Genomic DNA, 18,749 nt, shown 5'->3' with positions numbered 1-18,749 from the left:
CGCGGACCCGCGGGGCACACCCCGGGTCCGCGGCGCACACGCCCCTCGGGGGCCGGTGTCGGACGTCTAGTCGACCCGCACGCCGACGATGCAGGTGTCGTCGTCCGTGTCCGACTTGCTGTAGGTGAGCAGACGGTCCAGTTGCTGGTCGAGCGTGGGCGGGACCGTGCTCGCGGCCGTCAGCAGCTGGGCCAGCGACTCCTCCACGGAACGGTCACGGCGTTCGATCAGACCGTCCGTGTACATCAACAAGGTGTCGTCGACGGCCAGTTGGAGCTCGTGCTCCTCGTACGTCGCCTCCGGCACGGCGCCGAGCAGCAGGCCCTTGACCAGGGGCAGCGGTGTCGCCTCGCCGTCACGCACGAGGACGGGCGGCAGATGGCCGGCCCTCGCCCAGCGCAGGGTGCGGACCTCGGGGTCGTACAGGCCGCAGACCGCCGTGGCCGTGACGGCGCCGTTGAGATGGTGGGCCACCATGTTGAGCCAGGACAGCAGTTGGGCCGGTCCCGCTCCCGTCACGGCGAGACCGCGCAGCGCGTTGCGCAGGACGACCATGCTGGTGGCCGCCTCGATGCCGTGCCCGGCGACGTCCCCCACGCACAGCAGCACCAGCCGGGACGGCAGCACGACCGCGTCGTACCAGTCGCCGCCGACCAGGTTCTGCGTCTCCGCGGGCCGGTAACGGACCGCCACCCGCAGTCCGGGGGCCTCCAGGGGTGCCTGCGCGGGGGGCATGATCGCGTGCTGGAGCTGGAGGGTCAGCCGGTTGCGTTCGCTCGCCTGCTGCTCGGTGTGGGCGAGCTGGTCGCGGGTCGCGGCGAGGGCGACCTCCGTCCAGTGGTGGGCGGAGATGTCCTGGTAGGCGCCCCGTACGACGAACAGCCGGCCGTCGGAGTCGAGGACCGGTTCGGCCACCACGCGGATGTGCCGGGTCACGCCGTCGGGCCGCTGGAGCCGAAACGCCGTGGACGCCGGGCGGCGGTGGTGCAGCAGGGTGCGCAGGAACCTGCCGATGGCGACGGCGTCGTCGGGGTGGGCGTGGGCGGGCAGTTGCTCCAGCGGCACCGGGCCGCCGACGGCGGGCTTGCCGTAGAGACTGTAGAGCTGCCCGTTCCAGGTGATCTCGCCGGTGAGGAGGTTCTCCTCGAAGCCGCCGATGCGGCCGAGGCGCTGGGCGTGCTGGAGCAGGCTCGCCAGGCGCGCCGTCTCGTCCTCTATCCGCCAGATGAGCAGGACGCTGCCGCCGTGGCGGCTGATGTTGACGTCGGCGACCGCGGCCAGCGGCACGTCGTCCACGAGGGCGGTGAGCCGCATGCGGTGGGCGCGGAACGGCTCTCCCGTGGCGTAGACCCGTTCGACCTGGCCGAAGAGTTCGCTGTCGCCGGCGGCCATCGGGTAGGCCTCCAGCAGCAGCGCCCCGTTGACTACGCCGCGGGGCCGGCCCGCCGGATCGAGGAAGCGCCGGTTGACGTGGTGGATGCGGAAGTCGACCAGTTCCCCGTCGGCGTCCAGGTGCGGGACGAGCACCAGCGCGGGGTCGTGGAGCCCGTCGGCCAGGTCCATCAGCTCGGCGACGGCAGGCAGGACGCCGGGCCGGGTGTCGCCGTCGGGCCGGCGCGGGACGTACGTCTCCAGCGTGTGCGCGCACAGCTCCGCCAGTGCTTCCACCTGACGGACGATCTGCGGGGGCTGGGGCTCCAGCGGTGTGGGCCAGACGATCTCCAGCACGCCGTGGATACGGCCCCCGGTGCCCGCGGGGAGGGCGACGCGGCCTCCGTCGGGGTGGTGGTGCTGACCGATGGACGGCAGTCCCGTCTCCGACAGACAGCTGATCCACTGGCCCGTCCGCTCGCCGAGTCCGCGGCGGGCCACGGTCGCCACGCCCGGCGGCACATACCGCCAGCGGCCGGCCTCCGCCGTCGAGAACCCGGCGCTGCCCGCGAGGGTGAGGGAGCCGTCGGCGTCCAGCGCCCAGATGGCGACGGCCTCCGCGCCGAGCGGTGTCAGGGCGTGTTCGAGCAGCGAGTCGGCCACGGCCTGCGCGTCGTCCGCGGCCAGCGCCCCGCTCTCGGCGGTCCGCAGCCGTACGGCGAGAGAGTCGCGCCCCACCTCGGTGGTGTCACCGCGGTGCGCGGTGGTCGCGAGGAACGCGGTCGTCACCTCCGAGAGCCGGTCGCGCGAGGCCTGGTTGATGACCTCGACGGCGAACTCCAGGGGGGTCACGCCCGCCTGTTCGGTCAGCTCGGCGAGCTGCCGTGCCGCCTGGGCCGGCCCGCAGTGGAGGCGTTCGACGAGGATGCCCTTGGCCAGCTCGACCAGGGCGCGGCCGTCGGCTTCCGCCTGGGCGGCCTGCACCTCGCGGCGCAGGCGATCGACGGTCGCGGCGAGCCGTCCGACCGGGGTGGACTGCCCTGTGCCGTCCTCGTCGTCCGGGCCGGTGACGGCCACCGCGGCACCGTCCGGGACCCGGTCGGCGGGGGTCCGGGCGACGGCCGTCCCGGTGGTTCGGCCCGTGGCGAGCAGATCGGTGCCCGCCGCACGGTCGGCGGCGAACGGCTCGCCCGTCGGGGCGCCGGGGTCCGGTGGGTCGGTGGGCTGGTGGGGGTTGCTCACGGTTGGCCTGTTCCTGGGCTCGGGCGTCCGGGGACGCCAGGCGGTCGGCTGGTGCGCGCGGCGGGGCGGTTCCCCGTCACGTGGACAGCCAGCGTCGGACGCGGCCGATGAGGTCGTTGGTGTCGACGGGCTTGGTGACGTAGTCGTTGGCGCCCGACGCGAGGCTCTTCTCCTGGTCGCCGGGCATGGCCTTGGCGGTGACGGCGATGATGGGCAGTTCGGCGTACCGGTCCATCGCGCGGATCTCCGCGGTCGCGGTGTAGCCGTCCATCTCCGGCATCATCACGTCCATCAGGACGAGCGAGATGTCGGGGTGGGCGAGCAGCATCTCGATGCCCTTGCGGCCGTTGTCGGCGTGCAGGACCTGGAAGCCGTGCAGTTCGAGGACCCCGCTGAGGGCGAAGAGATTGCGCGCGTCGTCGTCGACCACGAGCACGGTACGGCCGAGGAACGCGTCGTCGACGACCTCGGCGGCCGGGCGCTGCAGGTCGTCGCCCCGGACCAGGGACAGCACGTCGCCCGGCTCCTCGGCGGACAGGTGCAGGGTGATCCGTTCGCGCAGTTCGTCGAGGCTGGACAGGAAGTCCAGCGGGCGGCTCTCCGCGCGGGAGCGCAGTGTCTGTTCCTGCGCCAGGTCCACGCGGTGTCCGGTGTGCACGAGGACGGGCACGCTGGCGAGCGCCGAGTCGCCCTCCATGGCCTCCAGCAGCCGGGCGCCCTCACCGTCGGGCATGCCGAGTTCCAGGACGACGCAGTGGCAGGGGTCGGCGGCCAGGGTGCTCGCCGCTTCCTGCGCCCCCACCGCCGTGATGATGTCGATGGCGCCGAGCGGGTCGTCGGGGTCGGGCGCGATGTCCGCGACGGCGCGTTCGGCGACGAGGGTCAGCAGCCCGCGGGGCCGTTCCTCGACGACGAGGAGGCGCCGCCTGCGCCGTTCCGCCGGCACGGTGGGAGCGGTGTCCGGCCGGGTGGCCGGCGGGAGTGCGGCAGTGTCCGACTGCTCCAACGGCCGGGGGCCGCCCGCGAGCACGTCCTCGAAGTCGGCGCGGGCCACGGGGAGGTAGAGCGTGAAGGTGCTGCCCTGACCGGGTGTGCTGTCGACCGTGACGGCGCCGCCCAGCAGATGGGCGATCTCGCGGGTGATCGACAGGCCGAGTCCGGTGCCGCCGTACTTGCGGCTGGTGGTGCCGTCCGCCTGCTGGAACGCGCCGAAGATCGCCTCCAGCTGCTGTTGGGGGATGCCGATGCCGGTGTCCTTCACCCGGAAGGCCACCACGGGGCCGCCGCGGAGGACGCCGAGAGGCACCTCCCGGTCGGCGGCGGGTTCGATGCGCAGTTCGACACCGCCCTGTTCGGTGAACTTCACCGCGTTGGAGAGCAGGTTGCGCAGGATCTGCCGCAGCCGGGAGTCGTCGGTGAGCAGGTCGGCCGGTGTGCCGGGCGCGGTGGCCACCGTGAAGTTGAGGCTCTTCTGCGTCGTCATCGGCCGGAACGTCGCCTCGACGTACTCCAGCAGCTTGCGCAGCGGGACCCGTTCGGGGGTGACGTCCATCTTGCCGGCCTCGACCTTCGACAGGTCGAGGATGTCGTTGATCAGCTGGAGCAGGTCCGAGCCGGCCGAGTGGATGATGCCCGCGTACTCGACCTGCTTGGGGGTGAGGTTGCGGGAGGGGTTCTGGGCCAGCAACTGGGCCAGGATCAGCAGGCTGTTGAGCGGGGTGCGCAGTTCGTGGCTCATGTTGGCCAGGAACTCCGACTTGTACTTGGACGCGAGCGCCAGTTCCTGGGCGCGGGTCTCCAGTTCCTGCCGGGCCTGTTCGATCTCCAGGTTCTTGGCCTCGATGTCGCGGTTCTGCGAGGCGAGCAGCGACGCCTTCTCCTCCAGTTCGGCGTTGGAGCGCTGGAGTTCGTCCTGCTGCACCTGCAACTCGGCGGAGCGGGCCTGGAGTTCCGCGGTGAGCCGCTGGGACTCGTCCAGCAGTTCGTCGGTGCGGGCGTTGGCCACGATGGTGTTGAGGTTGACGCCGATGGTGGGCATCAGTTGGGCGAGGAAGTCCTGGTGGATCTGGGTGAAGCGGGTGACGGCGCCCAGTTCGATGACGCCGAGGACCTGGTCCTCGACCACGATGGGCAGCACCACCAGGGCGCTGGGCACGGCCTGTCCGAGGCCGGAGGAGATGGTGACGTAGCCCGGCGGCAGTTCCTCGACGCTGATGGGCCGGCGGTTGCGCGCGGCCTGCCCGACGAGGGAGCGCCCCACGGGGATGCGGTCGGGCCGGTCGGTGTCGTCGGGGTAGCCGTACGAGCCGACGAGCCGCAGCTCGGGGCCGCGGGTGGTGTCCTCGGCGAGGTAGAAGGCGCCGTACTGCGCCGAGACCAGCGGCGCGAGTTCGTCCATGACAAGTTCGGCGACGACGGGCAGCTCGCGGTGGCCCTGCATGAGGCCGGAGATCCGGGCGAGGTTGGTCTTCAGCCAGTCCTGCTCCTGGTTGGCCCGCGTGGTCTCGCGCAGGGACTCCACCATGGAGTTGATGTTGTCCTTCAGTTCGGCGACCTCGCCGGACGCCACCACGGTGATGGAGCGGGTCAGGTCGCCCTCGGCGACGGCGCTCGCGACCTCGGCGATCGCACGGACCTGACGGGTGAGGTTCCCGGCGAGTTCGTTGACGTTCTCCGTCAGCCGCTTCCAGGTGCCCTCGACGCCCTCGACCTCGGCCTGGCCGCCGAGCCGGCCCTCGCTGCCGACCTCGCGGGCGACGCGGGTGACCTCGGCGGCGAACGACGACAGCTGGTCGACCATCGTGTTGATGGTGGTCTTCAGCTCCAGGATCTCGCCGCGCGCGTCGACGTCGATCTTCTTCGACAGGTCGCCGTTGGCGACGGCGGTGGTGACGAGGGCGATGTTGCGGACCTGGCCGGTGAGGTTGTTGGCCATCGAGTTGACGTTGTCGGTGAGGTCCTTCCAGGTGCCGGCGACGTTCGGCACGTGCGCCTGGCCCCCGAGGCGTCCCTCGGTGCCGACCTCGCGGGCGACGCGGGTGACCTCGTCGGCGAACGCGGAGAGGGTGTCGACCATCGTGTTGATGACGTCCGCGAGGGCGGCGACCTCGCCCTTGGCCTCGACCGTGATCTTCTGCGACAGGTCACCGCGTGCGACGGCGGTGGCGACCTGGGCGATGGAGCGGACCTGGCCGGTCAGGTTGGACGCCATCACGTTGACGTTGTCCGTGAGGTCCTTCCAGGTCCCCGAGACGCCTCGGACGATCGCCTGTCCGCCGAGGTTGCCCTCGGTGCCGACCTCGCGGGCGACGCGGGTCACCTCGTCGGCGAACGCGGAGAGCTGGTCGACCATCGTGTTGATGGTGTTCTTCAGCTCCAGGATCTCCCCGCGCGCGTCCACGGTGATCTTCTGCGACAGATCGCCCTGCGCCACCGCGGTGGCGACTTGAGCGACGTTGCGGACCTGCGCGGTGAGGTTGCCCGCCATGAAGTTCACGGAGTCCGTGAGGTCGCGCCAGGTCCCCTTGACGCCCTTGACGTCGGCCTGCCCGCCGAGGCGTCCCTCGGTGCCGACCTCGCGGGCGACCCGGGTCACCTCGTCGGCGAAGCCGGAGAGCTGGTCGACCATCGTGTTGATGGTGTTCTTCAGCTCCAGGATCTCGCCCCGCGCGTCCACGGTGATCTTCTGCGACAGGTCGCCCTGCGCCACCGCCGTGGTCACCTGGGCGACATTGCGGACCTGCGAGGTCAGGTTCCCCGCCATGAAGTTGACCGAGTCGGTCAGGTCACGCCAGACGCCCGCGACACCGGGCACCTGGGCCTGGCCGCCGAGGCGGCCCTCGCTGCCGACCTCCCGGGCGACCCGGGTGACCTCGTCGGCGAACGACGACAGCTGGTCGACCATCGTGTTGACGGTCTCCTTCAGCTGGAGGATCTCGCCGCGCGCGGGGACGTCGATCTTCTGCGACAGGTCGCCCTTGGCGACCGCCGTCGCCACCTGGGCGATGTCGCGCACCTGGGTGGTCAGGTTGCCCGCCATGGCGTTGACCGAGTCGGTCAGGTCCGCCCAGGTGCCCGAGACCCCCGGCACCTCGGCCTGACCGCCGAGCGTGCCCTCGGTGCCGACCTCGCGCGCGACGCGGGTGACCTCCGAGGTGAACACGGACAGCTGGTCCACCATGCCGTTGAAGACCGTGGCGATGTCCCCCAGCAGACCGTCGCCGTCGGACGGCAGCCGGGTGCCGAAGTCTCCGTCCCGTACGGCGGTCAGTCCGGCCAGCAACTGGCGCAGTTCCTGCTCGCCCGGGGCCCGGTCGGTGGCCTCGATCGTCTTGCCGCTCATGCGCACCCTCGTTCCGCTCCCCAAGAGCCCTCACCCCGAGGACTCGGAACCCGCGCCGGGCCCCTGGCGAGGCCCGCTCCTCCTCGGCATTCCCGCAGTTCACGGATGAGCCGGATGAGAAAATCCGGTGAAGGTTAACTCAGTTGTCGCGCCACGACCAAAGCCTCGTGCGGACATCTCGGCCGCCACGAAAAGACCCTGCACCGGGGGGCATACATCGAGGAGCAGGGGGCACTCGGCGTGGTTCGGCCCGGCCGTCCGGTCGGCGCCGGAGCTGCGCCGCCGGCGGCCCTGGGGCGCTATTTGACCGACCCTGCCATGACCCCCTGCACGAAGTGCCGCTGGAAGGCGAAGAACACGACCACCGGCACGATCAGCGACAGGAACGCGCCCGGCGCCAGCACGTCGATGTTGCTGCCGAACTGGCGGATCTGCGACTGGAGCTCCACGGTCAGCGGCTGGGAGGAGCTGTCGGCGAACAGCAGCGCCACCAGCATGTCGTTCCACACCCACAGGAACTGGAAGATGGCGAGGCTCGCGATCGCCGGCCGTCCCACCGGCAGGACGAGCCGGGTGAAGATCCGCCATTCGGTTCCCCCGTCCATCCGTGCCGCCTCCAGCATCTCCTTAGGGATCTCCGCGAAGTAGTTCCGCAGCAGGAAGACGGCGAACGGCAGCCCGTAGGAGACATGGAAGAGGACGACACCCGGGATCGTGCCGAACAGCCCGAGCTGGCCGAAGAGTTTCGCCACCGGCAGCAGACCGATCTGCACCGGCACCACCAGCAGGGCGACCACCAGCAGGAACAGCGTGTCACGGCCGGGGAAGTCCAGCCAGGCGAAGGCGTACCCGGCGAGCGCGGCGATCACCACCACGAGCACCGTCGTGGGTACGGAGATCAGCACGGTGTTCCAGAACGCCCGGGTGATCCCCGCGTTCTCCAGCAGCGCCGCGTAGTTGTCGAACGACAGCTGTCCGGGGCTGGTGAACGTCGTCCACCAGCCGCCCCGGGCGGTGTCCTCGGCGGACCGCAGGGACGACAGGAGCAGTCCGGCCAGCGGGGTGAGCCAGATCAGCCCGATGACCACCAGGAAGGCCTGAACCAGGCTGTTGCCCAGTCCGCGCCGGAGCGCACCGAGATTCATCGCTGACTCCCTCGGAATCGACGGACGTTGAAGACCATGGCCGGGATCACCAGCAGCAGGAGCAGGACCCCGAGGGCGCTGCCCAGGCCCTGGTTGTTGCCGCCGCCGAAGGACACCAGCCACATCTGGGTGGCCAGCACGGTCGCGTCCTCCTGCACGGGTCCGGGCGCGATGATGTAGACGAGGTCGAAGACCTTCATCACGTTGATGACGAGGGTCACGAAGACCACGGTCAGCACGGGCGCGAGCAGGGGCACGGTGATCCGGCGGAACACCTGCCACTCGTTGGCACCATCCATCCGCGCCGCCTCCAGCGTGTCCCTGGGCAGGGTGGACAGGCCCGCCCCGATGAGCACCATGGCGAAGCCGGTCCAGATCCACAGGTAGGCGCCGATGATCGCGGGCGTGACGAGGGCCGGGCCGAGCCAGGAGACGCCGTCGTAGGGCGGGGCGAAGTTGGAGCCGGGGAGCACCACGGTGTACGTGCCGTCGGCGAGGTCGGCGAAGCGGAAGGAGCCGTCGGCCCCCGTGGTCGTGCTCGCGACCGTCTTCCCGTCGCGCACCGCCTCGACGGTCATCCGGGGCAGTCCGCTCTCCTCGGGGTCGACCCGGCCGGGTTCTCCGCCCCCGCCGCGGGTGAAGTCGAGGTAGACGACACCGCGCAGCTCGTCGGGGGCTGCCTCGCGGGCGGCCGCCGTACGGGCCGGTCGGGCGCCCTCGGGCAGGTCCTTGGGGGCGACGCCGACCAGACCGAGGGTGACCGTGTCACCCGGCGACACCGTCGTGCCGGTGCGGTAGGAGCCGTCGGCTCCCGCGCTGAGGCCCTGGCCGTCACGGGCGCGGGCCGTCGGGTACGACGAGGAGCCCTGGAAGGCGTCGTGGACGCCGACCACCGCCGCGTTCAGGACGCCCTTGTCGGGGTCCTCGTCGTAGGCGAGCCGGAAGATGATGCCGGCGGCGAGGAAGGAGACGGCCATGGGCATGAAGAGGAGCAGCTTGAACGCGGTGGCCCAGCGGATCTTCTCGACGAGCACCGCGAGGATCAGGCCGAGCCCGGTCAGCAGGGCCGGCGCCACGACGACCCAGATCGCGGTGTTGCGGACCGCCTTGAGGGTGGCCGGGTCGCGGAACATCTCGGTGTAGTTCTCGCCGCCGACGAACCGGGTGCCGGTGGCGTCGAAGAGGCTGCGGCCCACGGAGAACAGCACGGGGTAGACGACGAGCGCGCCGAGCAGGAGCAGGGCGGGGAAGACGAAGAGGAGGGCGACGATCCGGCCCCGCCGCCGGGCGCGCCGTTGACGCGTCGCGGGTTCGGCGGCGGGGGGAGCGGCCACCTTCGTGGCAGTGGCGGTCATCGCGGTCAGCCCTTGTACGCCTTGGCCGCGGCGGCCTCCAGCTGTGCGGCGGTCCCCTTCGGGTCGGACGGGTCGCGCAGGAAGTCCTGGAGGATCTTCCACTCGCCGGCGCCCTTGGTCCCGCCGAAGGCGGCCGGTGCCTGGTCGGACATGTCGAAGCGGACGGAGTCCCCGGCGGCTATCAGGGATTCGGCGGTGGTGCGGGTGACGTCGTCGCCGTAGGAGGCGGGGTCGACCTTCTTGTTCGGGGAGAGGAAACCGCCCGCCTCGGCCCATACGGCGGCGGCCTCAGGGGTGGCCAGGTACTCCAGCAGGGCCATGCCGGCCTTGGTGTTCTTGCCGTCCTTGAGGACGACGGCCGCGTCTCCGCCGCTGACCACGGGTGCCTTGCCGCCGCCGACCGGTGGGAACGGGAAGAAGTTCGCGTCCTCGCCGATCTTCCGGCCGAACTGGTCCTTGGCGACGCCGGCGACGAAGTCGCCCTCGTAGACCATGCCGGCCTCGGGCTCGGGGCCGAAGACCTTCTCGACGGAGCCGGGGAAGTCGGTGTTGAGGGCGCCCTTCCGCCCGCCCTCCAGCAGTTGCTTGTCGCCGAACAGCTCGCCGAGCGTGGTGAGCGCGTCGACCACGCTGTCGTCCGTCCACGTCAGCTTGTGGGCGGCGAGGGCGTCGTACTTCTCGGGGCCGGCCTGGGAGAGGTAGACGTTCTCGAACCAGTCGGTGAGCGTCCAGCCGTCCTGGCCGGCGACGGAGAAGGCGGCGAGACCCGAGTCGGAGACGGTCCGCCCCGCCTTCAGCATCTCGTCGTACGACTTCGGGGGCTTGACGCCGGCGGTGTCGAGGGCGTCGGGGCTGTACCAGACGGTCGACTTGTGGGCGGCCTTGAAGTACAGGCCGTAGAGAGTGCCGTCGACGCTGCCGTAGTCCTTCCACACGGTCGCGTAGTTGGCGTCGACGGCCTTCTGCGTGGTGCCGGACAGCGGCTTGAGCCAGCCGTTCCCGGCGAACTGCTGGAGCACGCCGACCTGCGGGACCATCACCACGTCGGGGGCGTTGCCGCCCTCGATCTTGCTGCCGACGACGGTGGAGACGTTGTCACCGGTGGAGACGAACTGGGTCTTGGCGCCGGTCTTCTCGGTGAAGGCGTCCAGCACCTTCTGGAAGTTCTTCTGCTCGCTGCCGGACCAGACGCCGGCGACGGTGACCGTCTGGCCGTTCAGCGCCTTGTCGCCGCCGCCCGCGGCGACGGGTCCGCCGCCTCCGCACGCGGTGGCGCCGAGCGCCAGGGCGAGGGCGGTGCAGCCGGTGAGCAGGGTGGTACGTCGTCGCATCATCGTTGATGTCCCTTCGGGGCAGGGGAAACGGACGGTGTGAGGGGTGTGGGGGCTCAGGAACCGGCGTCGTCGCCGATCCACCAGGCGGCCGTGGAGCCGGGGAGGACCCCGGCCGGGCAGGGGCCGCTGGACAGCAGGGGGGTGCCGGCGACGGGCGCGGGCGAGGGGGCGGTGCCGAAGTTGACGGCGCAGACCAGGCCGTCGCCGCGGACGAAGCCGAGGACGCCGGGCTGGGTGTCCAGCCAGCGCATCTCGCCCTCGCCGAGCTGGGGCAGGGCGCCGCGCAGTTGGAGACCGTCGCGGTAGAGGTGCCAGAAGGAGCGGGTGTCGGCGAGCGCGCGATCGGTGGCGTACTCGGCGAAGTACTCGGGCTGCGGCAGCCACGGCTTGGCGCCCTCGACGCCGGAGGTGAAGCCGAACGGGGAGGCCTGCCCGGACCACGGCAGCGGTACCCGGCAGCCGTCGCGGATCCGGGCGCGGCTGCCGGTGCGGTGGAAGATCGGGTCGGTGAGCACGTCGTCGGGCAGGTCGACGACCTCGGGCAGGCCCAGTTCCTCACCCTGGTAGATGTAGGCGGCTCCGGGCAGGGCCAGCATCAGCAGGGCGGCGGCTCGGGCGCGGGCGGCGCCGAGGCCGCTGCCCTCGACGGCGGGCTCGCCGTAGCGGGTGACCGTGCGGACCTGGTCGTGGTTGTTGAGGACCCAGGTCACGGTGGATCCCGTGCCCGCGATGTCCTGCATGGCCTCGGTGATGACCTTGCGGAAGGCGTCGGCGTCCCAGGTGGCGCTCAGCAGGTCGAAGAAGAACGCCTGGTGGAGTTCGTCGGGGCGGACGTACAGGGCGTGTTCGCGTGCCGTGGGGACGGAGACCTCGCCGACGAGGAGCCGCTCGCGGCCGTCCCGCTCGGTGTACTCCTCGCACACCGCCCGCCAGTGCCGCCACACGTCGTGGACCTCGGGCTGGTTCCAGGCGAGCGGGTTGACCGAGTCACGGGTGCGGGCGTCGGCCTCGGGGTCCGGCGAGTCGGGCAGCTCGGGGTGCTTGAAGAGGCCGGCGGCAACATCGATGCGGAAGCCGTCGACGCCCCGGTCCAGCCAGAAGCGCAGGACGCGGTCGAAGTGGGCGCCGACCTCGGCGTCACGCCAGTTCCAGTCGGGCTGCTCGGGCGTGAACATGTGCAGGTACCACTGGCCGGGCCGGCCGTCCGCCTCGGTGACGCGGGACCAGGCGGGGCCGCCGAACATGGCGTGCCAGTTGTTGGGCGGCTCGGCCCCGTCCGCTCCCCGCCCGTCGGCGAAGTGGAAGCGGGCGCGGGCCTCGCTGCCCGGCGCGGAGGCCAGGGCCTCGCGGAACCACGGGTGCTCGCTGGAGCAGTGGTTCGGCACGATGTCGAGGAGCACCCTGACGCCGAGCCGCCGGGCGGCCGCCACCAGCAGGTCGAACTCGGCGAGGTCGCCGAAGAGCGGGTCGACGTCGCAGTAGTCGGCGACGTCGTAGCCGTGGTCGTGCTGCGGGGAGGGATAGAAGGGGCTCAGCCAGATGCCGTCGACACCCAGCTTCTTGAGGTACGGCAGTCCGGCCCGGACCCCGGCGAGATCGCCGACGCCGTCGCCGGTGCTGTCCAGGAAGCTGCGGACGTACACCTGGTAGATCACTGCGTCACGCCACCAGTGACGCGATTCGATGCGCTTGGAGCTCACCCCGTTGGCCTGTCTGTGCGAGCTGACGGTTATGCATGCATGTTATGTAGGCGTTTCACGGGGGTGTCAACGAGTGAACAGCAGATATCTGGAGCCTGGCCCTTTATATAGGGATATTTCGACCCAAGGGGAGGCAGGTCGATACGAGGGCGTTACCTAACATGTAAGTAGGCGCGGAGGCGCGGTAAGGGGAAGAGGGTCAGCCGCGGCGGGAGATGTCGGCCAGCTCCCGGGTGAGCCGCCGCACCGCGGCCTCGGGCGTCGAGTGGCCCGTCATCGCGTCGTGGACGACCGCCTGCACGACCATGCTGACCTGGTCGTAGCGCGGGCTCTTGGGGCGCGGCGCGGCCGCGAGGACGCTCCGGCGCAGCGTCGGCAGATAGGGGAACTCCCGGATCAGTTCCGGGTCCCGGTAGAGATCCGCGCGCACGGGGGGCAGCGCGCCCCGGGTGAGGACCTGCCGTTGGACGCGCTCACTGGTGAGGTACGTGATCAGGCGTGCGGCGGTGTCGGGGTGTTCGGCGTGCGCGTTGACGGCGAGGTTGGAGCCGCCGAGCACACTCGTGCCGGGCCCGTCGGGGCCGGGCAGCGGGGCGGCGCCGATCTTCCCGGCGACTGCGGAACCGGGGGCGGAGGCGCCGACGTAGGCGTAGGGCCAGTTACGCAGGAAGAGCAGCCGGCCTTCCTGGAAGGCCCGCTTGGACTCCTCCTCCTTGTACTCCAGCGCCTCGCGGGGTATCCACCCGTCGCGTACGCCGCGGGCGAGGAACCCGATGCCCTCGCGGGCCGCCGAGCCCACCGTGACACGTTCGCCCTCGTCGCCGAGGATCGTGCCGCCCGCCGAGTAGACGGCCTCGGCCGCGTTGACGGTGAGTCCCTCGTAGGGCAGGAACTGGCCGGCGTAACCGTCGAGGCCGTGCTCGGGCGCGATGGTCCGCGCGTAGTGCTCCAGCTCGGCCCAGGTGCGGGGCGGCGGGACGCCCTCCTCGGCGAGGACGTCCTTGCGGTACAGCAGCAAACCCGCGTTGGTGACGTAGGGGACGGCGTACAGCTGCCCGTCGTACGTCGCCGTGTCCACGACCGGCCGGAGGAAGCTGCCCAGCGGGAAACGGTTGCGCGGCAGCGGGCGGATCCAGCCGGCGGCGGCGAACTCCGAGGTCCAGGTGACGTCGATGTTGAGCACGTCGAAACGGCCGCGGTCGCCGCCGCGCAGATCGGTGATCATCTGGGCGCGGGTCTCGTCCGCGGAGTCCGGCAGTTCGACCAGGGTGACCCGCTCTGCGGGATGGGCGCGGTTCCAGCCCTCCAGGAGGGGCCCGAGGTAACCGGTGAGGTCGCCCGCGGTGGCCAGGGTCAGCGGACCGCGGCCCCGGAGCCCGCCCTGGGCCTGCGCGCCGGAGGCGCCGTAACCGGCCAGAACCACCGCGAGAACGAGGAGGCCCCTACCGGCGGCGCGTATCCACCGCATAGGTTCCTCCTGGTGCACCCGGCGCCGGGCACCTTCGCCCGGAGTCAGAGGCTATGTATACCCGTTAGGTATGGGCGATACTAGGGCCTGGAACACAATACGAGGCTGCGAGGAGGACAGCTCGAGTGCGCCTGCCCCTCCTGGCCTTGCTGGCGCGCGGCCCGGCCCACGGCTACGAGCTCAAGCAGGACCTTGAGCAACTCCTGGGCGCCGCGTACCCTCAGCCGAACATCGGCCAGATCTATGTGACCCTCGGCCGCCTCGAGAAGTCGGGTCTGATCGAGGGCGAGGAGGTCGAGCAGTCGAGCCGGCCCAACAAGAAGATCTACCACCTCACCGCTGCCGGGCAGGAGGCGCTGAGCGCCTGGTACGAGGAGACGTCGGACGAGCCGCGGGTACGGGACGAGTTCTTCATGAAGCTCGCGCTCGCCCCGCAGACCGGTCTCGCCGACCAGATCACCCTGATCAACCGACAACGGCGCCACTACCTGAACACCATGCGCAATCTGTCGAAACTCGCCACGGCCGACCACCGGGACAACCGCATCGCCCAGCTGCTCATCGAGGGCGCCATGCTGCACCTCCAGGCCGATCTCGACTGGCTGGAGCGCTGCCAGGAGGAACTGGAGAAGCCGGAATGAGCGAGGCGCCCACTGCTGTGCTGCGGGCCGAGGGGCTCGTCAAGACCCATCACGGGGAGGGCGCGCCCGCCCATGCCGTGCGCGGGGTGGACCTGTGTGTGCGGCGGGGCGAGTTCGTGGCCGTCACCGGCCCGTCCGGCGCGGGCAAGTCGACGCTGCTGCATCTGCTCGGCGGACTGCAGCGCCCGGACAGCGGCAGCATCTGGCTGGACGGCGAACGCACGGACGCCTACAGCGAGGCCCGCTGGGCCGTGGAGCGCCGCCGCCGTATCGGCATCGTCTTCCAGTTCTTCAACCTGGTTTCCAATCTGTCGGTCGCGGACAACGTGGAACTCCCCGCGCTGCTGGCCGGGGTCTCCGCCAGGCGGGCCCGCGCCGAGCGGGCGGAGCTGCTGGCCGAGCTGGGGCTCGCCGGCAAGGAGCGCAGCTTGCCGGGCGAGTTGTCGGGCGGCGAGCAGCAGCGGGTCGCGCTGGCCCGCGCCCTGGTCAACCGCCCTCCCCTGCTGCTGGCCGACGAGCCGGCGGGCAGCCTGGACAGCAAGGGCACCCGTGAGGTGATGCGGCTGCTGTCCCGTTTCCACCAGCGCGGCCAGACGATCCTCCTCGTCACCCACGACGCCCGGCTGGCGAGCGCCGCGGACCGGGTGATCAGCTTCTTCGACGGCCGGATAGCCGACGACGTCGAGCTGGGCGGCGCCGCGTCGCCCGGCGCGGGGGTGCCCGCCGTGCTGGAGCTGAGGGACTGACGGATGCGAGCCATGTTGCGCTGGGCGCACTCGGACCTGCGCACCCACCGGGGCGAGGCGCTGTTCCTGGTGCTGGCCACCGTCGGCATCGTGACGTCCCTGCTGCTGGCGACGACGCTCTTCGGGTACGCGACGAACCCGTGGCAGCGCCTGTTCACGCAGTCCCGCGGCGCCCATGTGTGGATCCACACCGCCCCCTCCGCCGAGGTGTCCGAGCTGGCCCGGCTGGCGGGCGTCGAGTCCACGGCCGGCCCCTACCGGACCGCCGACACCACGGTCACCTCCCGCGGCACCCGCGCCTCCGTCGAACTGCGCGGCACCTCCGACCGGCCCGAGGTGGGCCGGCCGCTGCTCACCTCCGGCCGGTGGCTGGACCCCGGCCGCCCCGAGGGTGTGGTGCTGGAGAGCAGCCTCGCCCGGACCCTGCTCGCCGGCCCCGGTGACGTGCTGTCCCTGCCCGGCGGCGGGAAGCTGACCGTGCTGGGCGTCGCCGACAGCGCCGAGCCCCGCTACCGCAAGGGCGAGCGGCCGGGCCTGGTCTGGGTCCAGCCGGCCACCCTGCCCCGCACCGCCGCCGAGCAGGGCCAGGTGATCGGGCTGCGCCTGACGGACCCCGACGACACCGACTACGCCGTCCAGCGGGCCGTCACCCTGCTCGGTGCCGGTGCCGTCAGCGAGGTCTCCGCCTGGCAGCAGGCGCGGGCCGAGGCGGAGGGCGACAACCGGCTGCTCGGTCTGGTGCTGGGGCTGTTCGGGCTGGGCGCGCTGGTCGCCGCCGGGCTGGCGGTGCACGGGGCGATCGGCACCCGTATCCGGGGGCATCTGCGGGACATCTCGATCCTGAAGGCGATCGGCTTCACGCCGGGCCAGGTGGTGCGGATCTTCCTGCTCCAGCATCTGGCGTACGCGCTGCTGGGTGCCGTGGCCGCGGCGACGCTCACCCAGGCGCTGGGCCCGCTGCTGCCCGGACGCCTCGGGGACGCGGTCGACCTGTGGCAGGGCATGCCGGGGCACACCGCCGCCCTCGTCGCGGTGCCGGTGGGGGTGGTGCTGTTCATCGGGGCGACGACGGGGCTCGCGGCCTGGCGGGCTGGGCGCGTGCCCCCGGTACCGGTGTCGCGGGCCGCCGTACCGGCCGGCGGACGGCTGTCGGGAGTGGCCCGGCGGGCGCTCGGTGTCGGGCTGCCGCCCGCGCTGGTCCTCGGCTGGCACCGGGCGTTCACCCGCCGTGCGCGGTCCCTGGCCACCATCGCCCGTCTCGCGCTGCCACTGACGCTGATCGTGGTGGCGATGAGCGCGTGGACGACCATCGACCGCTTCCACAGCGAGCCGGAGCGGATGGGTCTGGCGTCGGCGCTCACCGTCCGCGCCGGCGACGGCCTCGGCGACGCGGAGGCCCGGGCGCTCCTGGCGCGCGCCCCGGAGGTCGCCGCCGCCCATCCGGGTGTCGAGGTGGCGGCCCTGGTGTCGGGCCAGACGGCCACGATCGCGTTGCGGGGCATCGGCACGGAGGCGGAGCCGTACCCGTTCACGCTGGCCGAGGGCCGGCCCGCCCATGGTCCCGACGAGGCGGTGGCCGGGCAGGGTCTGCTCGACCTGCTGGACGTAGCGGTCGGCGACTGGGTGCGGCTGACCGTGGCCGGCCGGCCCCAGATCCTGCACATCGTGGGCCGCAGCATCGAGCCGGAGAACGCGGGCCGGACCATCTCCACCTCGCTCGACACCCTGCGGGAGAACGACCCCGGGCTGCGGCCGACGCTCTACCAGGTACGACTGCGCGACGGGGCGGATCCGCGGCGGGTCGCCGCCGAACTGACCGCCGCGGCCGGACCGGGCCGGCTGGACGTACACACGGTGACCAATCCCGCCGACGGTCTGTCGCCGCTGCGCGGTGTCGTCGTGGGCCTGCTGGGAGTCCTCGCCCTCATCGGGCTCGTCGAACTGCTGACGGCCATCGGCGGCACGGTCCGCGAGAGCGAGCGGGATCTGCTGGCGCTGAAGGCGATCGGGCTGTCACCGCGGCAGATCACCGGCATCACCGTCACGGCCACCGGGTGCACCGCCCTCGCCGCGACGGCGGTCGCCCTGGCGCTGGGGCTTCCGCTCGCCCACTGGCTGATCGACGCGCAGGGCAGCTCCAGCGGTATCGGGGCCGGGATCGCGCGGGGCCCCTCCCCCGTGGTGCTGTCGCTCTTCGCCGCGGCGGCGGTGCTGGGCGCCCTGGCGCTCGCGGTCCTCCCCGCACTCCGCGCGGCCCGCCGCCGCCTCGCGGACACGCTGGGCGCGGTGGCGTAGCGCGTCCACACCGGGCCGGGGCCCAGCCGCCCGCGCGCGGCGGCCCGGCACGGGTGCCCGGGTCCTCACCGGTCGGCGGGGTCCGCGCCGCGGCGCCGGTTCACGGGTGCGCGGGTCTCACCGGCCGACGGCATCCACGCCGCACCGCCGGCTCACGGGTGCCCGGGGCCTCACCGGCCGACGGCATCCGTACGCTTCCGTCGGTTCGCGGGTGCGCGGGCCGCGAGGGCTTCCAGGAGGAGGTCCACCGCGTCCTCGAAGGCGCTGTCGGCCATGCCGGGGAGTTCGCCGCGGGCGGCGGTCAGGGCCGGGTACGCCTGCGGGTCGAGGTCCTGGTAGACGTCCCTCCAGGCCCGCTGGTCGGCCTCCCGCTGCTGTCGCGGCAGCGCCGCGAACGCCGCGTCCGTGGCCGCGTGGCTGAGCACGGTGTCGATGAAGGCCAGGTAGAACCGGACGGCCGTGGCGGGCTCAAAACCGGCGGACATCAGCAGGGCGATGCCGGTCTCCACGGCCCGGATCTCGTTCTCCCGCCGGGTCACCCGGTGCGAGGCCAGGGCTGCCGCCCGGGGATGCGCGAGATATCCGGCGCGGACCCGCAGGGCCGTCTCCCGCAGCGCGGCCACCCAGTCGTCGCCGGGCTCGAACCCGGCCATCGCGTCGCCGATGATCCGGTCGGCGATGGCCAGCACCAGGTCGTCGGTGTCGTGGAAGTAGCGGTAGAGGGCTGAGGGGTCGCAGCCGAGGGCCGCGCCGAGCCGCCGGACGCTCAGCGCCTCGGGCCCGTGCTCACCGATCAGCCGCAGACCGGTCTCGACGATCAGGTCCTCCGAGAGCAGGACCCCGGAGCGGGTGGGTCGGCGGCGGCTGCGCTCCTGCGGGACACGGCTAGGCATGCCGGTCGTCCTCTCTCCACGGGGGTCGGGCACGGTGTGCCCGCAGTGAACGACCGCCTGCCCCCTTATGTCAACAGCATTGACGCAAGAGGTCGGTCGGTTGTTCCATCGCATTCCCGCGCGGCCCTTCCTTCCGCCGTCTCCCTCCCGCGAGGAGCCTGCCATGTCATCCGTGCCGTCCCCGGCCTCCCCGCCCCGGCCTGTCCTGCCCCACTCC

At 72.0% G+C, this 18,749-nt stretch carries 11 protein-coding genes; 3 read left to right on the top strand and 8 right to left on the bottom strand.

The window, feature by feature from the left end:
- Positions 1-66: 66 nt before the first annotated feature.
- The 7 genes from AOK15_RS10580 to AOK15_RS10550 all read right to left on the bottom strand — a co-directional run bounded on the left by AOK15_RS10580 (position 67) and on the right by AOK15_RS10550 (position 13,957).
- A complete protein-coding gene (locus AOK15_RS10580) occupies positions 67-2,448 on the bottom strand; it encodes a SpoIIE family protein phosphatase (RefSeq protein WP_240508379.1) in 2,382 nt (793 codons plus the stop codon).
- 241 nt (positions 2,449-2,689) lie between these two features.
- A complete protein-coding gene (locus AOK15_RS10575; protein ID WP_055515220.1) occupies positions 2,690-6,955 on the bottom strand; it encodes a HAMP domain-containing protein in 4,266 nt (1,421 codons plus the stop codon).
- A gap of 299 nt (positions 6,956-7,254) precedes the next feature.
- On the bottom strand, positions 7,255-8,100 hold the full coding sequence (locus AOK15_RS10570) for a carbohydrate ABC transporter permease (protein ID WP_055515218.1): 846 nt from the start codon (positions 8,098-8,100) through the stop codon (positions 7,255-7,257).
- On the bottom strand, positions 8,097-9,455 hold the full coding sequence (locus AOK15_RS10565) for an ABC transporter permease (protein WP_055515216.1): 1,359 nt from the start codon (positions 9,453-9,455) through the stop codon (positions 8,097-8,099). The genes AOK15_RS10570 and AOK15_RS10565 overlap by 4 nt, the downstream gene beginning before the upstream one ends.
- A 5-nt stretch (positions 9,456-9,460) precedes the next feature.
- A complete protein-coding gene (locus AOK15_RS10560; RefSeq protein ID WP_055515214.1) occupies positions 9,461-10,789 on the bottom strand; it encodes an ABC transporter substrate-binding protein in 1,329 nt (442 codons plus the stop codon).
- Positions 10,790-10,842: 53 nt separating this feature from the next.
- Positions 10,843-12,489: a glycoside hydrolase family 13 protein gene (locus AOK15_RS10555; RefSeq protein ID WP_240508376.1), complete on the bottom strand. Its 1,647-nt coding sequence runs from the start codon at positions 12,487-12,489 to the stop codon at positions 10,843-10,845.
- 199 nt (positions 12,490-12,688) lie between these two features.
- Positions 12,689-13,957: an ABC transporter substrate-binding protein gene (locus AOK15_RS10550; RefSeq protein ID WP_055515212.1), complete on the bottom strand. Its 1,269-nt coding sequence runs from the start codon at positions 13,955-13,957 to the stop codon at positions 12,689-12,691.
- Between the two features lie 125 nt (positions 13,958-14,082).
- Between AOK15_RS10550 and AOK15_RS10545 the strand changes: the two genes are divergently transcribed.
- Genes AOK15_RS10545 through AOK15_RS10535 form a run of 3 tightly spaced genes read left to right on the top strand, consistent with a single transcriptional unit; the run spans position 14,083 to position 17,639 of the window.
- Positions 14,083-14,598 (top strand): PadR family transcriptional regulator, encoded by a 516-nt coding sequence (locus AOK15_RS10545; RefSeq protein ID WP_055515210.1) that lies wholly within the window; start codon positions 14,083-14,085, stop codon positions 14,596-14,598.
- Positions 14,595-15,344: an ABC transporter ATP-binding protein gene (locus tag AOK15_RS10540; protein ID WP_055515208.1), complete on the top strand. Its 750-nt coding sequence runs from the start codon at positions 14,595-14,597 to the stop codon at positions 15,342-15,344. Before AOK15_RS10545 ends, AOK15_RS10540 begins: the two co-directional genes overlap by 4 nt.
- A gap of 3 nt (positions 15,345-15,347) precedes the next feature.
- Positions 15,348-17,639 (top strand): ABC transporter permease, encoded by a 2,292-nt coding sequence (locus AOK15_RS10535; protein ID WP_055515206.1) that lies wholly within the window; start codon positions 15,348-15,350, stop codon positions 17,637-17,639.
- Between the two features lie 170 nt (positions 17,640-17,809).
- On the opposite strand, the gene AOK15_RS10530 is transcribed toward AOK15_RS10535, so the two are convergent.
- On the bottom strand, positions 17,810-18,532 hold the full coding sequence (locus tag AOK15_RS10530) for a TetR/AcrR family transcriptional regulator (protein ID WP_055515204.1): 723 nt from the start codon (positions 18,530-18,532) through the stop codon (positions 17,810-17,812).
- Positions 18,533-18,749: the final 217 nt, after the last annotated feature.

It is taken from the genome of Streptomyces ossamyceticus, from assembly GCF_001418475.1.
GTDB lineage: Bacteria > Actinomycetota > Actinomycetes > Streptomycetales > Streptomycetaceae > Streptomyces > Streptomyces ossamyceticus.
The sequence above is the reverse complement of the archived record's forward strand: the minus strand, read 5'-3'. Positions and strand labels throughout refer to the sequence as shown.

Bases quoted from the DNA above. Each gene is read 5' to 3' on its own strand.
- AOK15_RS10540 (WP_055515208.1), top strand. From the start codon at position 14,595: ATGAGCGAGGCGCCCACTGCTGTGCTGCGGGCCGAGGGGCTCGTCAAG.
- AOK15_RS10535 (WP_055515206.1), top strand. From the start codon at position 15,348: ATGCGAGCCATGTTGCGCTGGGCGCACTCGGACCTGCGCACCCACCGG.
- AOK15_RS10560 (WP_055515214.1), bottom strand. From the start codon at position 10,789: ATGATGCGACGACGTACCACCCTGCTCACCGGCTGCACCGCCCTCGCC.
- AOK15_RS10550 (WP_055515212.1), bottom strand. From the start codon at position 13,957: ATGCGGTGGATACGCGCCGCCGGTAGGGGCCTCCTCGTTCTCGCGGTG.
- AOK15_RS10570 (WP_055515218.1), bottom strand. From the start codon at position 8,100: ATGAATCTCGGTGCGCTCCGGCGCGGACTGGGCAACAGCCTGGTTCAG.
- AOK15_RS10565 (WP_055515216.1), bottom strand. From the start codon at position 9,455: ATGACCGCCACTGCCACGAAGGTGGCCGCTCCCCCCGCCGCCGAACCC.
- AOK15_RS10530 (WP_055515204.1), bottom strand. From the start codon at position 18,532: ATGCCTAGCCGTGTCCCGCAGGAGCGCAGCCGCCGCCGACCCACCCGC.
- AOK15_RS10575 (WP_055515220.1), bottom strand. From the start codon at position 6,955: ATGAGCGGCAAGACGATCGAGGCCACCGACCGGGCCCCGGGCGAGCAG.